This window comes from Chitinophaga sp. CCNWYY40 (assembly GCF_037483205.1).
Taxonomy (GTDB): Bacteria; Bacteroidota; Bacteroidia; order Chitinophagales; family Chitinophagaceae; genus Chitinophaga; species Chitinophaga ginsengisegetis.
This window is the reverse complement of the sequence record NZ_JBBHLF010000001.1, coordinates 448,166-462,077: the sequence shown is the minus strand read 5'-3', so window position 1 is coordinate 462,077 and position 13,912 is coordinate 448,166. Positions and strand designations below refer to the sequence as shown.

At 47.5% G+C, this 13,912-nt stretch carries 9 protein-coding genes; 1 reads left to right on the top strand and 8 read right to left on the bottom strand.

What is annotated here, in order from left to right; translation table 11 throughout:
* Positions 1 to 39: 39 nt before the first annotated feature.
* Positions 40 to 975, bottom strand: a complete 936-nt coding sequence (locus V7S65_RS01850; RefSeq protein ID WP_336386407.1) for a FecR family protein — start codon at positions 973 to 975, stop codon at positions 40 to 42.
* A 310-nt stretch (positions 976 to 1,285) separates the two neighbouring features.
* On the bottom strand, positions 1,286 to 1,876 hold the full coding sequence (locus V7S65_RS01845; protein WP_111580068.1) for an RNA polymerase sigma factor: 591 nt from the start codon (positions 1,874 to 1,876) through the stop codon (positions 1,286 to 1,288).
* Between the two features lie 359 nt (positions 1,877 to 2,235).
* On the opposite strand from V7S65_RS01845, the gene V7S65_RS01840 reads away from it, so the two are divergent.
* On the top strand, positions 2,236 to 3,546 hold the full coding sequence (locus tag V7S65_RS01840; RefSeq protein WP_336386408.1) for a sensor histidine kinase: 1,311 nt from the start codon (positions 2,236 to 2,238) through the stop codon (positions 3,544 to 3,546).
* Here the strand turns inward: V7S65_RS01840 and V7S65_RS01835 are convergent, their stop codons facing one another.
* From V7S65_RS01835 to V7S65_RS01810, 6 genes are all read right to left on the bottom strand, one after another.
* Positions 3,547 to 5,961 (bottom strand): ABC transporter permease, encoded by a 2,415-nt coding sequence (locus V7S65_RS01835; protein WP_336386409.1) that lies wholly within the window; start codon positions 5,959 to 5,961, stop codon positions 3,547 to 3,549.
* Between the two features lie 116 nt (positions 5,962 to 6,077).
* Complete coding sequence (locus tag V7S65_RS01830) at positions 6,078 to 6,290, bottom strand: hypothetical protein (RefSeq protein ID WP_336386410.1); 213 nt, start codon at positions 6,288 to 6,290, stop codon at positions 6,078 to 6,080.
* 91 nt (positions 6,291 to 6,381) lie between these two features.
* Positions 6,382 to 7,146, bottom strand: coding sequence for an SDR family NAD(P)-dependent oxidoreductase (locus tag V7S65_RS01825; protein WP_336386411.1), 765 nt, complete (start codon positions 7,144 to 7,146; stop codon positions 6,382 to 6,384).
* A gap of 92 nt (positions 7,147 to 7,238) precedes the next feature.
* On the bottom strand, positions 7,239 to 9,035 hold the full coding sequence (locus V7S65_RS01820; RefSeq protein WP_336386412.1) for a TlpA family protein disulfide reductase: 1,797 nt from the start codon (positions 9,033 to 9,035) through the stop codon (positions 7,239 to 7,241).
* 11 nt (positions 9,036 to 9,046) lie between these two features.
* The gene (locus V7S65_RS01815; protein ID WP_079468504.1) at positions 9,047 to 10,450 is read right to left on the bottom strand and encodes a RagB/SusD family nutrient uptake outer membrane protein; all 1,404 of its coding nucleotides are present in this window, start codon (positions 10,448 to 10,450) and stop codon (positions 9,047 to 9,049) included.
* Positions 10,451 to 10,489: 39 nt separating this feature from the next.
* Positions 10,490 to 13,702: a TonB-dependent receptor gene (locus V7S65_RS01810; RefSeq protein WP_336386413.1), complete on the bottom strand. Its 3,213-nt coding sequence runs from the start codon at positions 13,700 to 13,702 to the stop codon at positions 10,490 to 10,492.
* Positions 13,703 to 13,912 lie beyond the last annotated feature (210 nt).

Sequence of the window (13,912 nt, the reverse complement as noted above, 5' to 3'; positions counted from 1 at the left end):
ATTAGTATGTAGTTGTTTTAAGCGATTAGCTTTGGTTTATTATTCGTAAATAACGGTGTGCTGATTGATCGTGCGTACTTTCAGATGATGGATTGCCGCCAGCACCTGTGCTGCTTTTTCGGGCTCCATATCTGTTGGCAATTCCGTGGTATACCTGGTTATTCTTACGTGTTCCTGTGTGGTGGTGATGGTAATGCCGAAGTTCTTTTCCATGAGTACTGCCATGTCGTGGAAGGTGACATCATTAAATACCAGTTTGCCTTCCTTCCATCCGGGCAGCTGTTCATCTGCCGGTGCTACTTTTATTTGCCCGTTGCTTCTGTTGTACACCAGTTCCTGATTTTGTTCCAGGATGTGTGCGGGAGATGTTTTTCCGGAGATGCTTACCTTACCTGATATCACGCCTATACTAAGCGTGTGTACGCCTTTATAGGCGGCGATGTTGAAGGAAGTTCCCAGTACGGTGGTTTGGAGCGGACCGCTTTCTACGATAAAAGGCACATCGGGATTGGTTTTCACGTCGAAGAAGGCTTCCCCGTCTACCAGGTCGAGTTTTCTTTCTTTGGAGAGGTTGTCGGGTATCCGGATAGTGGTGCCGGCGTTTAACATCACTACAGATCCATCGTTGAGGTGGATGGTTTTTCTTTCACCGGTACGGGTGGCGTAGATGGTCCAGGTGACACGCGGATGAGGATTGAGCAGGTACCAGGCGGCTCCGGCGCCTGCCAGCAGCAATACCGCTGCTGCAGCCCTTCTCCAGCCACGGGCAAGATAAAACGTTTTAGCGACTTCAATTTGCGGCTGGATATTTAGCCACATTTCGCGTTTTATATGCTGCTGCTCCGCTTCATCCATTTCCGGTAAAGCTTCGGCATCGAACGACTGGTACCATTGTTCTATGAACTGGTTTTCCTGTCCGGAGCTATGCCCCAGCATATACTTTTTAAAAAGCTGTCTGATTTTACTGACTTCCAAAGCGCGCGATTTTATTACTTATCTCAAAAAATAATATCCGGTACTAGTCCGGGTAAAAAATATTTTCCCTCCGGGAGAAGGGAGCCTGCCGGTACATGATCTCCGGGAAATGAACGCTTTCCCCGGATGATATGGCTTCCGGGGGAGACGATCACTTCCTGCCAGAGCCTGCACCGGGCGTATAGGGTAATGGATAGCACACCGCTGCGCCTCCCCTGCCGGGAGCTTACCGGTAACAAAAGGGAAAAGAATAGGCCGTCCGGAGCACCACGTTACTGGTACACCGGGGAGAAGCACCATGTCTGGCAGACTACTGTTGTTGATGCAACTGGGAGAAGAGGTATATTACTACCAGTGTCCAGTCGCTGGTGGAAGAGGCTTTCAATGAAGTACGGAGGCGTTTCAAGGCATCTGTCAGCTGATTCTTCACGGTTTGCTCTGAAATATTAAGTGTTTTCGCAATATCAGCGATGGTATAATCATCCTCCCTGCTCAGGCGGAAGATCTGCTGCATACGTGCAGGCAACCTACCGATTTCGGTTTCGATTCTGGCTTTTAGTTCTTTGGTTTCTAATGTATCTGTCGTAATATAATCGTCGAAAGTGTCAAAAAAATCTGCCTTTTTAATTTCTGCGGCACTAAAGGCGTAGTGGCTGATCACACGGTACCGGATGGCGGTGAATAGGTACCGGCCCAGGTCTCCCTCCTGCATTACACGGATATCGTTCCTTCTTCTCCATAAGGTAATCATCACTTCCTGCACCATATCTTTCGCTTCATCTTTATCCACACGCTGACAAGCCTTTAAATAAAGGGCCTGCCAATATTTATCATAGATAGATTCAAAAGCAGCTGTATCATCTCTTTTTATAAGCTGTAATAAGTCTCCATCACTCATCATTTTTCGCGCATATTAAAAGTGGGTGAATACCTCGTTACCTTCCCGCGGCCGAAAATTAATGATAATTATTTTAGCTTTCCCGCTTTTGTAAAATGCATTTAGCAAAATACCGCCGAAAGGGATAGCTTTTACGTATACCCCTTCGCGTTGGGGAAATATTATTCCCGCTTACAGATAATGGCCCGGATATTGCTTCTAGTGGCGGTCCGCGTTTCTTTTGGCTGAGCTGCTTTTTTTTTTAAAATTAATGAGATGGTATGTAGAAAAGCGAAAAAAAATTATGACATTACAATTATATGATTATCCTGAGCCCGGCATTTTCACTGCCGACAGCAGTTGTTTTTGCTTAAATTAGTAACATGTCAACATCCGGAACCATAACGATATCCCAACGATTGAAACAGTTCTCTCATTTCCTGATCGGAGACCCCCAACAGTTCTCTCTGGAAAACCGTATATTCAATGCCATATGCGCTATCTCCCTCTTTATTATTGCCATTAACGTCCCGTACAATTATGTTACCGGTCTTACTGTTACCTCTCTCATCTTTGCCTTACTGGTGCCTGCATTTTCCTTTATTTATTTTCTTTCAAGATACCGGAAGAAGGTAAATATCAGTATAGCCCTTGCCGTGATCATGATCAACGTGAGCTTCGCTATTAACTATTTCTACAGCGGGGGGATACAGGGCGCGTCCCTCCTGTCCTTTACCCTGGCGTTTTTCCTGGGCATGCTGATTTCCCCGCGGAAGCAATACTACTGGTGGCTGGCGCTGAACCTGTTCACCGTACTTGGACTGATCATATGGGAGTATTATTACCCGGCGTCGGTAGATACCGTTTATAAAACGAGGAAAGACATTTTCGCGGACATGACTCCTACCTATATTATCAGCGTGGGCGTAATTTTCGTGGGAACTGTTTACCTGAAAAATGCGTATAATAAAGAGAAGCAGAGAGGGGAAGAAAAGACACGCTCCCTCGAAATCATGAATACAGAAAAGAGTAAACTCTTTTCACTCATCTCCCATGACCTGCGTAATCCTTTGGCGGCAATACAGTCGTACCTGCAGCTGATGCGTGAAATAGAACTGGACCCGGAAAATAAAACCCAGATAGAAACCGAGCTGCTGTATGTGGTAAACAGTACCCAGGAGATGCTGTATAATATATTAGTGTGGTCTAAAACGCAAATGGACGGGCTAAATGTAAATCTCACCCCCGTGGACGTTGCATCCGCCATACACCCCATTCTGAAGATCAACAAAATGGCCGTATCCAAAAAAAGGATCAGCCTGGATACCAATATAGACGCTTCTATAAAAGTGATGGCCGACATCAATATGCTGCAGCTGATTGTACGCAACCTGCTTGGTAATGCCGCCAAGTTCACGCCTTCCGGGGGAACTATCTTCATCAAAACCAGCAGGGCCGGCAATAAATGTTTAATTGAAGTAAGAGACAGCGGGATGGGTATTGATCTGTCCAGGCAACCCGATATTTTCTCCCTGAAAGTACGTTCCACTTTTGGAACGGATAATGAAAAGGGCATTGGCCTCGGGTTATTCCTCTGTAAGGAATACACTACCGCGCAACAGGGACAGATCTGGTTTGAGAACAACCGCGAAGGCGGAAGTTCCTTCTACCTGGAACTCCCGCTGGCCAACTGATTATTCCGCTTTAAGACTGTTTACCGGGTTGGCCGTGGCCGCCCTGATAGCCCGGTAGCTAACCGTTAAAATGGTTATGGCGATGGCAATAAACGCCGCCAGTACAAAGATCGTCCAGTTCATTTTTACCTGGTAGGCAAAATTCTGCAGCCACCGGCTCATCATATACCAGGCGAGGGGGCTGGCAATAACAATAGCCACCAGCACCAGTTTCAGGAAGTCTTTTGACAACATGGCCACAATCCCCGTTACCGAAGCGCCCAGCACTTTGCGGATACCTATTTCCCGGGTACGTTGTTCCGCTGCATACGTGATTAACCCGAATACGCCCAGGGACGCAATCAATACGGCCAGTACGGCAAAGGAAATAAAGATCTTACCCGTGCGTTGTTCCGCAATATACAGGCGGTTAAAATCGTCATCAAGAAAAGAATACACGAATGGTTGCCCGCTCATACCGGGCTGCGCTTCATAGGCACTTTTGATTTTTGCCATCAGCCCCTGGATATTACCGGTATGAATACGGAATGCCATTACGCGGGGATTCTCCCTCAGCCGGAACACCATTGGCGGTATTTTATTTCTTAAACTACCGGCGTTAAAATCCTTTACCACCCCTATCACTTTCAGCGGCCTGCTTCCATCTGCATAGAGATATTTTTCATTCAGGTCATTAAAGCCAAATAACCGGGCAGCGGTTTCATTGAGCAATACGGCGAAAGTATCCGAAGGCATGGTGGGCGAAAAGTTCCGGCCACTGGCCATTTGCATACCCATTGTATGGATGTAGTCTGCATCCACATACCATTCCGGTACTCCGGTTACCTGCCCGGCGCTGCGGGCCGCATCTTTTGAATAGATGTTGGTGTTGAGGCTCATATCGGTAGGCAAAGAGGCCGTCATGGTACCTGATTCCACCCCCGGCATACTCAGCACCTCGTTTTTAAAGTTGCGGGCATGAATCCACAACGATTGTGTATTGCCCAGGATCAGCACCTGTTCCCGGTTGTACCCCAGCTTTTTATTCCGGATATAATTCAGCTGACTGTTGATCACCAGGGTGCCTACAATCAACAGGATGGCAGAAGCAAACTGGAAAACCACGAGGCTGTTTCGCAACCAGCCATTTTTGAAACCGCTGTTCAATCTGCCTTTCAGCACTTTGATAGGCTCAAAGCCCGACAGGAAAAAGGCGGGATAGCTGCCTGCCAGCAACCCTATCACACCGGCCGTTACCAGCAGGAAAGGCAGCAGCCACAGGAAATACCCGGCCTCCAGTGTAATGTGTTTACCCGATAACTGGTTGAGATACGGGAGCAGTAAAATGGCCAGGACCACTGCCAGTAACAGGGCAAAGAAGCTGGTCAGCGTAGACTCCGTAAGGAACTGGAAGATCAGGGAAGAACGCTGGGAGCCCAGCACCTTCCGCACCCCTACTTCTTTGGCGCGACCCGCAGAACGGGCGGTAGAGAGATTCATGAAGTTCACGCAGGCGATCAGCAGGATGATGACAGCCACCGCAATAAAGATGTACACGTATTGGATATTGCCCGAAGGCTCTGCTTCATCTGCAAGCGGGGAATACAAATGGATCTTTGTCAGCGGCAGAACGTTATACCCGAAATGCCCGCCTGATTTTTCAAGATCTGCAAAGTTGCTGCCCGTCATCTTCTGCAGCGGGGCTTCCATATATTTTTTGGTAACAGCATTCACATAGCTTTGCAGTTGTGCGCCGGTGGCGCCTTCCCGCATTAATACGTAGGTGGCATAGTTGTCTGACATCCAGCCGCCGTTTTCCCGGCTTTCGGGCAATTCGGACAGGGCCCGCACAAAATCAAAGTGCAGGTGCGACTGATCCGGTACATCTTTTATCACGCCGCTGATCTGGTAAGTGGCTACATTATCTGTTTGCAGTGTTTTCCCTACTACATCGGTGCTGTTGAAATATTTGAGAGCCATCCTTTCGGAGATGACCATTGTATGAGGCTGGGTGAGCGCGGTTTTAGGGTCGCCGCTGATCATCTGTAAGCTGAATACGTCGAAGAGGGTGGAATCTGCAAAGCAGGCATTTTTTTCTACCAGGGTGGTGGTTCCTTTTTTCACCAGGATATTTCCCTGGCGGATAAACCTGACATAGTTTTCTACGTTGGGGTATTCCTGTTGTAATACGGGGCCAAGCTGGCTGGGGGTATATCTTTCTTTAAAGGCGTTGCCGTTTACAAAAAAGTCGGCGTTGATGCGATAAATCCTGTCGGCTTTTTTATTGAACCGGTCGTAGCTCAGTTCATCTGTTACAAATAAGGTGATGAGCAAACAGGTGGTCATGCCAATGGCAAGCCCGAATATAGTGATGGCTGAAAAACCTTTATTTCTCCAAAGGTTCCTGAGTGCAATGCTGAAGTAATTCTTAAACATAATATACGGGCGTTCTAATTCGATGCCGGAAATCAGGAGACATGATAATCAGCGCTTTAGTATCCATAAACGATCACCGGATGCCCGGTTTTAATACAGGGGGTGTCCGATTACGGTCATGGTTTATTTAAGGGCCGGACTCTCAGGGCGATCCAGGTATCATCAATAACAATGCTGGATACAGCGTCTAATCCCACTGCTCTGAAGGCGGCCGCCGTGTCATAATCAATGTTCCCTATGAGGCTGATGTATTCAGCAGGCGCATTTATGATCAGTGCGCTGCCTGCTTTATGAAAGTATAATTTCTTCAGTACTACTTCGGCAGACATCTTTTTATTTTAAAAATAGGGCATTTTAAACACCCGCCATAAAAAAAGCACGGCAGGAAGTCTGCCGTGCTGCACAATTTGTTTGCGTCCCTTAGAGGAACATGCCTCCTGAAGCTTCAATACGTTGTGCTGTGATCCAGCGGGCTTCTTCGGTGCAAAGGAAGGCTACAATGCCGCCAATATCGTCCGGTACACCGGTGCGTCCGAGAGCGGTATGGGCAGAGATGTATTCAATTGCCTGCGGTGCATGTTCAAAAGTAGCTTTTGTAAAATCTGTTTCAATAATGCCCGGGGCTACTACGTTGGCCGTGATGCCGCGTGCGCCCACTTCTTTGGCGAGATACCTGGTGAATACTTCTATGGCTCCTTTCATGGAAGCATAGGCGGCATATCCGGGTGTGGCAAACCGTGCCAGTCCGGTCGACAGGTTAATAATGCGGCCATTGTTATTAATAAAAGGCAAGGCTTTCTGCGTGAGGAAGTATACGCCTTTTAAATGCACCTGATACAGTTCATCAAAATCCTCTTCCGTAGTGTTGGGGATAAGGGAACTTCTGTCGATGCCCGCATTGTTTACCAGGAAATCAAATTTGCCTTCGCCGGTATTTTCCTGCAGATGTGCTGCTACTTCTGCGAGAAACCCGTCGAACGCTTTTGTATCGCCGGTATCCAGCTGGTAAGCGATGGCCTTTTGTCCGATGGCCTGTATTTCTGCCACTACTTTATCGGCTTCTGCCTGGTTGCTTTTATAAGTAAGGATGATATCGTGTCCGCTTTTAGCGAGTTGTAAAGACATATTCTTACCTAATCCGCGACTGCCACCAGTAACCAGGGCTATTTTGTTTTTTGTTGCCATTTGTTTTATTTTTTTGATAAGACAAATCTCCGGGAATATTTCCGGCTGGTTATGGTGACTACTTAAGTATTTAATGGTGACTGTTTAAGTATTTAGTCGTGTAACAGGATTTCCAGCTGTTGTTTTAGCTTTTCTTCCACCTCCGGACCTTCAAAGCCGATGTTACTGAAAATGATGTTTCCTTCTTTGTTGATGAGATAGGAAGCCGGAATGATATTGAATTTGAATTTATCTCCTATGGCGGGGTCTGTATTATAATACACCGGGAAGGTATATTTCTTGTTACCGCTCCAGCCCTGCGCATCGGCCAGGGTATTCCTGGCGCCACTGTTGGCAATCATAAAAACAACATCCGGGTGTTGTTTATATTGTTCGTATAACCGTTGGAGATAGGGCATTTCCTGCATACAAGGTACGCACCAGGTAGCCCAGAAATCGATCAGTATAATTTTACCTTTCAATGAAGCTGCTGACACCGGCTGGCCTTTCATATCCACAAAGGTGTTCAGCAACGGTGCGGGGCGGTTGATCCGTTGTTTCTTTACTTTCTCTATTAGTATTTTTTTCCGGAACTCCTGCAGCTGGTTCAGCTTTGCGGTATTATTGGTTTGCTGGTAATATGCTTCCGCATTGTCGAGTGTTTCTTTATCTGCATAGTAATCCACGGCTTGTTCCATGTGTTTGTCTGCCGCAGCCAGGAGTCCCTGTTTCAGGTCGATAAGGCCAAGTACAGATGCCAGGTGTCTGCTGGCCTTATTATACACGGCGTTGCGCGTGCTATCGTCCGCATATGGATAGATGTATCCTGTTTCCGGGAAATGACGGATCACGCCTACCGGGTAACTGCGTACGCTGTCTAACGCACGTTGTGCATAACTGCGTGCGGTATCCAGAGCGAGGGTGTTATCCAGCAGTGTTTGCGCAACCTGTTGCCAGGTAATCACCTTGTAAGGGTTTTCCTTTTCGGTGGTCATAAAACGGGCATGATACAATGCCTTGCTGCTGTCTTTTTTCACCGCATAGTACCGGAACAGTACCTCGTGCATTTCCATGAAGGATTCCCTGTTTTCCGGGGTTTCCTTTTTCAGTTCGTTTTCAAAAAAGGTGATTTGCCGGGCAGTGTCTTTTCCTTTAGCGACTACGCCTGTCATGATATCCCGGCCCAATCCTGATTCCGGGTAACGTTCCATGACTACGCGCCGGATGGAATCCAGCCGGGTGTTTTCACCAATGATCAGGTAGCCCATGGTTACCTTGTTCATATTGCCCGGAGTGGTGGGTGCGCTGTTAAATTTATCAGCAATCACCTGGTGTGCTTCTGCTCTGAACCTTTCTTTTTCTTTGGTGGTGGTTGCCTTGTTCATTTCGTAGGTCAGCAGGCGCAGTTTTGCTTCGTAGTTATCCGGGTAGCGTTTCAGTTCTTCTTTATAAAGGGCGGCCTGTTTATCTGCCAGCAAAGGAGACTTACCCATTTGCGCGCTGAGGCTGTAGGCTTTGTACAGGGCCATATCTTTTACCGGTACTTTGTTTTTATACACAGCTACTTCGTAGTGCCGGTCTTTTGCCGGTTTATCGGTAGCCTCGCCGCTCTCCAGGTAAAAGGTGGCGAAGGTGGTGTAATCGGCCAGCACAAAGGAGGTTGTCCATTTATTCCCGGTGCGCTGCATGTTCATACGCCATGCGAGGTTATAAAAATTGGAATAGGAAAACACGAGTGTTACCGGGGCGGCTGTGGCCGGAATCCCTGCTCCCGGCACGGTGGGATCGTAGGTGACGGTAACCGTTTGACCACGTTCCGGGTATTCCGGGCTAATCACCACCCGTTGTTGTGCATATATTTTACCGGCTGCCAGGGCAGCCAGTAAAAATATGATGGTTAACTTCTTCATATCAGCGATAGTTATTTGTACCCTTCGTTCTGGGTAAGGTTAACATTGGTTCTGATGGCATCAGAAGGAATCGGGTACAGGGTATCCGTAGACTGCCAGTTGGCGCCTTTAATAGGGCCTAACACGGCGTCTGATCTTTTGGTGCGTTTCAGATCAAACCAGCGGTGGCCCCACTCTGCGAACAGCTCCACTTTGCGTTCCTGCTCTACCGCCAGCAGTAAGGCCGGTTGTGTAAGAGAAGCGGACAAACCGGGTAAGCCCGCGCGTTGGCGGATAGCGTCCAGGTCGGCGCGGCCATCGTTGAGCTTTCCTTGCTGAATACGGGCTTCCGCGCGGATAAGATATTGTTCTGCGAGACGCATTACCATTGAGTATTCGGTAACGGCGCTGGTACTCGTTCTTACTTTGTATTTATAAGGGAAGTAAACACTAACGCCGGCAGTGGTTTTGTAGAAAGCTATCCATTTGGTAAACCGCTGATCATTCGGTTCGTATTTCCTGATCAGGTTGATGGTATCCAGCCGGAATACCGCTGTACCAAAGAGTCCCGTGGTGGGGTTAATAGCCGGGGTAGAAGTAAATCCTTCCCAGGTGTTGCGGCCACCCACTACATTGAGCGGCTGCAGCTGCCAGATAGCTTCATTGCTGTTAGCCAGGAACACTTTATTCAGATCCGTTACCAATGAATACCGACCATTGTCGATCACCAGCGATGCAGTGGTTTCTGCCAGTGCCCAGTTCTGATTATAAAGATAAACCCTTGCCAGCAAAGCGTTAGCCACGGACTTATCGGGGCGTATATGCTGCCCCGTAGGATATTCATCTCCCATTAATTCTACTGCTGCTTTAAGATCCGTGATGATGGTGTTATACACTTCCGCACGTGGCGCACGTGGTTTCACACCATTTGCTTTATAGTCGGTACCAGTGATCAGGGGCACATCTCCATACATATTTACCAGGTAAAAATAACAGAAAGCACGCATGAACAGGGACTCTCCCATTAGCTGATTTTTTACAGCAGGCGTTAATGCAGTGGCTGTGGAAAGCCCTTCTACGCAGGCATTTGTCTGGTAGATATAACTGTAAAGATCAGCAAACATACTTTGTACATACTGGCTGCTGGGCAATAACCTGTTCTCTTTAAAAACATCATAGTTGGCGAAAGAAGAGTAATAGGCCATATCATCTGCCTGCATTGCGGTGAGGTAGTTGATAAGCACATTCGCAAACTGGTAGTTGAATGAGTACATGCTGCCATATAAACCAGTAACAGCAGCAGTAGCCGTTTTATCATCTGTAAACACCAGTCCGGATACCAGCTCATTCTTTGGTAACGGCGTATCCACATACTTGCTGCAGGAGCTGCTGCTGAAGAGGAGAACGCCGATTAAAAATATATGAATTCGTTTCATGGTAAATCTTTTTATTATCTGCAAAACAGGAATATTTCTTTATAAAGCAAACTGTAAACCGATGGTATATGCTTTTAATGGCGGCATTACCATACCCTGGGTTTCAGGATCAAGACCTTTATAGTTGGTAAAGGTGAGCAGGTTTTGCGCTAATGCGTAAACGCTGATATTATTGACTTTCCAGCGTTTGGTATATTTCGACAGATCATATCTCACAGATACATTTTTCAGACGGATGTATGAAGCGTCGCCCCAGTTGGCAGTAGAGAGGCTATAGCTCCTGTAGTTAGCCGTTCCTGCGGAGGTAGTAGCCCCGGGCACAGTGGTGTTGTCACCTTTGTTTTTCCAGCGGTCCAGCGTGCGCAGATCCTGGTTGGCGAAGGTGCCGATCGCCGGGCTGCCGTATCCGTAGCCAATTTGCGGGCCTTCCTGTTTTACAAACTGCAGGAGGAAATCAAGGCTGAAACCTTTATAAGTAAAGCTGTTTTGTAACCCGCCGTAGTATGCCGGCATGGTTTTGCCAAGCGTTACATAGTCGTCGTATTCTGCCGGATCGGTAGTAGTGCCGCTGTTGCTGTAGAACTGTGCCAATCCGGTTTCCGGATCGATGCCTGTAAACTTGTATCCTCTTACAATGGTTAATGATTGTCCTACTACATATATGTCTTTGTAAGCAGAGCCTTCAATCCCCGGGAACGATTTCAGTTCATTTTTACTCACCGTCAGGTTTAAAGATGATTTCCAGGTAAAGTTAGCCTGCTGGATATTGATAGTATTCACTTCAAATTCCCATCCGCTGTTAAGCACTTCTGCCGGGAAGTTGGCGGTGATAGACGGGAAGCCTACCTGTGGTGATAGCTGATACTGCACCAGTTGATTGCTGGAAATGTTATGATAATAGTTGGTATTAAACAGGACCCTGTCTTTCAGGAATCCCAGTTCCAGTCCGATTTCTTTTTTACGGTTCTCTTCCCATTTATACAATGGGTTGGCCAGGCGGGTTGGTGTTAGTCCGGGTAAGCCATTATAAGGATATGGATTAGAGTTCCAGCTATCAAGGTATTGATAGTCGCCTACTTTATCATTACCCGTTATGCCCATACTTGCACGGAGTTTACCAAAGCTGAGGAAACTCACCTCTTTCATAAAACCTTCTTTGGTAAATATCCAGGCGGCTCCTATAGCGCCGAAGTTACCGAAGCGGTTGCCGGGGCCGAAACGGGTGGAACCATCGCGGCGATAAGTGGCATTCACTAAGTATTTTCCATCCCAGTTATAGTTAACCCTTCCAAATACAGAGGTGTAACGGTAAAAGGCGTACTGCGATGGATTGGGGGTGATGAGGCCGGCGGCCTGCTGATCTTCCAGCAGCGCATCGCTGGAGAAACCCGTTGCTTTTACTGATTGGCCCTGGCTGATGGTTTGCTGCCAGGTACCACCTACCATTACCTGCAGATCGCCTTTTGCGATGGTTTTGTTATAATCGATCTGTGGCTCAATGATGTAAGATCCAACATCGGCATTACCGAAATAAGACATACTCCCGGTAGATGTAAGCGGGTTAAAGGTAGCATTCGGGTATACCTGTAGCTGCTTCATATTGGACTTATTATATCCAAGGCTGGTTTTCAGATTCAATCCCGGCAGGATGGTATACCTGATAGTACTGTTAGCCACAAGGGTATTGGTATTTATTTCAGACCGGCGCAACAGGTATGCCTGTGGATTTTGTGCGGTTGAAAACCAGTAGTATTTACCGGTAGAATCATACAGCGGATAATTCGGCGGCATGTTGAAGAAAGTAGTAAGATCGCTTGCCAGCGAATTATCTTTATTGGCAGTATAATTCACAGAAGTGCTGATGTTAAATTTGCCATCGGCGCTGTTATGGTTTAAATTAAAATGGCCTGCACCTCTCTGGTAGCCGAGGCTTCCGGGCATTACCGTTGATTCCGTGTGATACGTGCCGCTTAATATAAACTGTGTTTGTTCATTGCCGCCGGATACAGAACCCTGTGCTTCCGTAGTATTACCCGTACCGCCGATCATGAACTTTTGCCAGTCGGTGGTGTGTTGCTGATCCCACAGGGTGAGGTCTGGTGCACTCTCTTCGTCGTATGGTTTATTGTCATTTTTGAAAGCTTCTTTACGCATGGCAATGTACTCAGGCGTATTGAGCATTTTCACCGTATTAACTACTTTGCTTGCGCCCGTGTATACGTTGAAGTTAGCCTGTGTTTTACCTGATTTGCCTCTTTTGGTGGTGATGAGCACCACGCCATTGCCGCCCCTGGAGCCATAGATAGCCGTAGCGTCGGCATCTTTCAGCACATCGATACGTTCAATATCAGAAGGATTGATCGTTGCCAGCGGACTTTGCTGGCCGTTGGCGGAAGTAAACTGATTCAGCGGATCGGAATAAAAAGGTACGCCATCAATGATGTACAGGGGATCGTTTGTATGATCGATAGAACTTTGTCCTCTTATCACTACTTTAAAACTGGAACCGGGTAAACCGTTGGAAGAAGTAATGAACAGGCCGGCCATTCTGCCCTGCATGGCAGACAGCGGGTCCATTACCGGCTGTGAGGCAATATCTTCCGCCTTTATGCTGGATACCGAGCCGGTGTTGTTACGTTTGCTGGTGGTGCCGTAGCCGATCACCACGGTTTCATCGAGGCTGCTGGTGCGTTGGCGGAGAAACAGCTGTAACGGTCCGTAGTTGCCGATACGAACCGTATAGGGTTCGTAGCCTACGTAGGTTACCACCAGTTCATCACCAGGACCTGCTGCAAGGGAGAAATGTCCGTTTTCATCTGTGATGGTACCAATGTTGGTGCCTTTCACTTTAACGGTTACCCCGATGAGGAGGGCGCCTGCAGCATCTTTCACCACACCTGTCACCGGTTGCTGGATGGCTTCCGGTGAGGTGCTGATGTTGTTGCTGCCTGCGGGCAGCGCTTTCTTTTTGATGAAAATGGTTTTGTCTTTGATCGTGTAATCCAGTGGCTGGCCTTTAAAGATTTCCGCGAGAAAATCCGTGAGCCGGGTGTTTTCTGCTTTGATGGTTACCGGTTTAACGGTGCGCAGCAGGTCCCGGTCGTAAAAGAACAGGTAGCCGGTTTGCTGCTTTACGGAGGTAAACACCTCTTCCATCGGTGCATTTTTCACCGATACAGACACTGTTTGACCGAAGGCACCCGCAGATACTTTCAATGTCGCCACAATCATGAGAACAATCGTTAATCTCATAGTAAGTGCAATTTTGGTTGGGGAAAGTCCGGGCATAGAAAGGACTTTACCATAATAATTCAATTGCATAGATTTGCATTTGTTAGGATGGATAATCAGTATTCAAGTATGTACAAGCTTAGTGCTACTATCATCCGGACATATTCGCCGGGGGTGGGTCCAATCACCTCCGGTTTTTTTATCCGTATAGCGGCATTACAATCTCTGAAG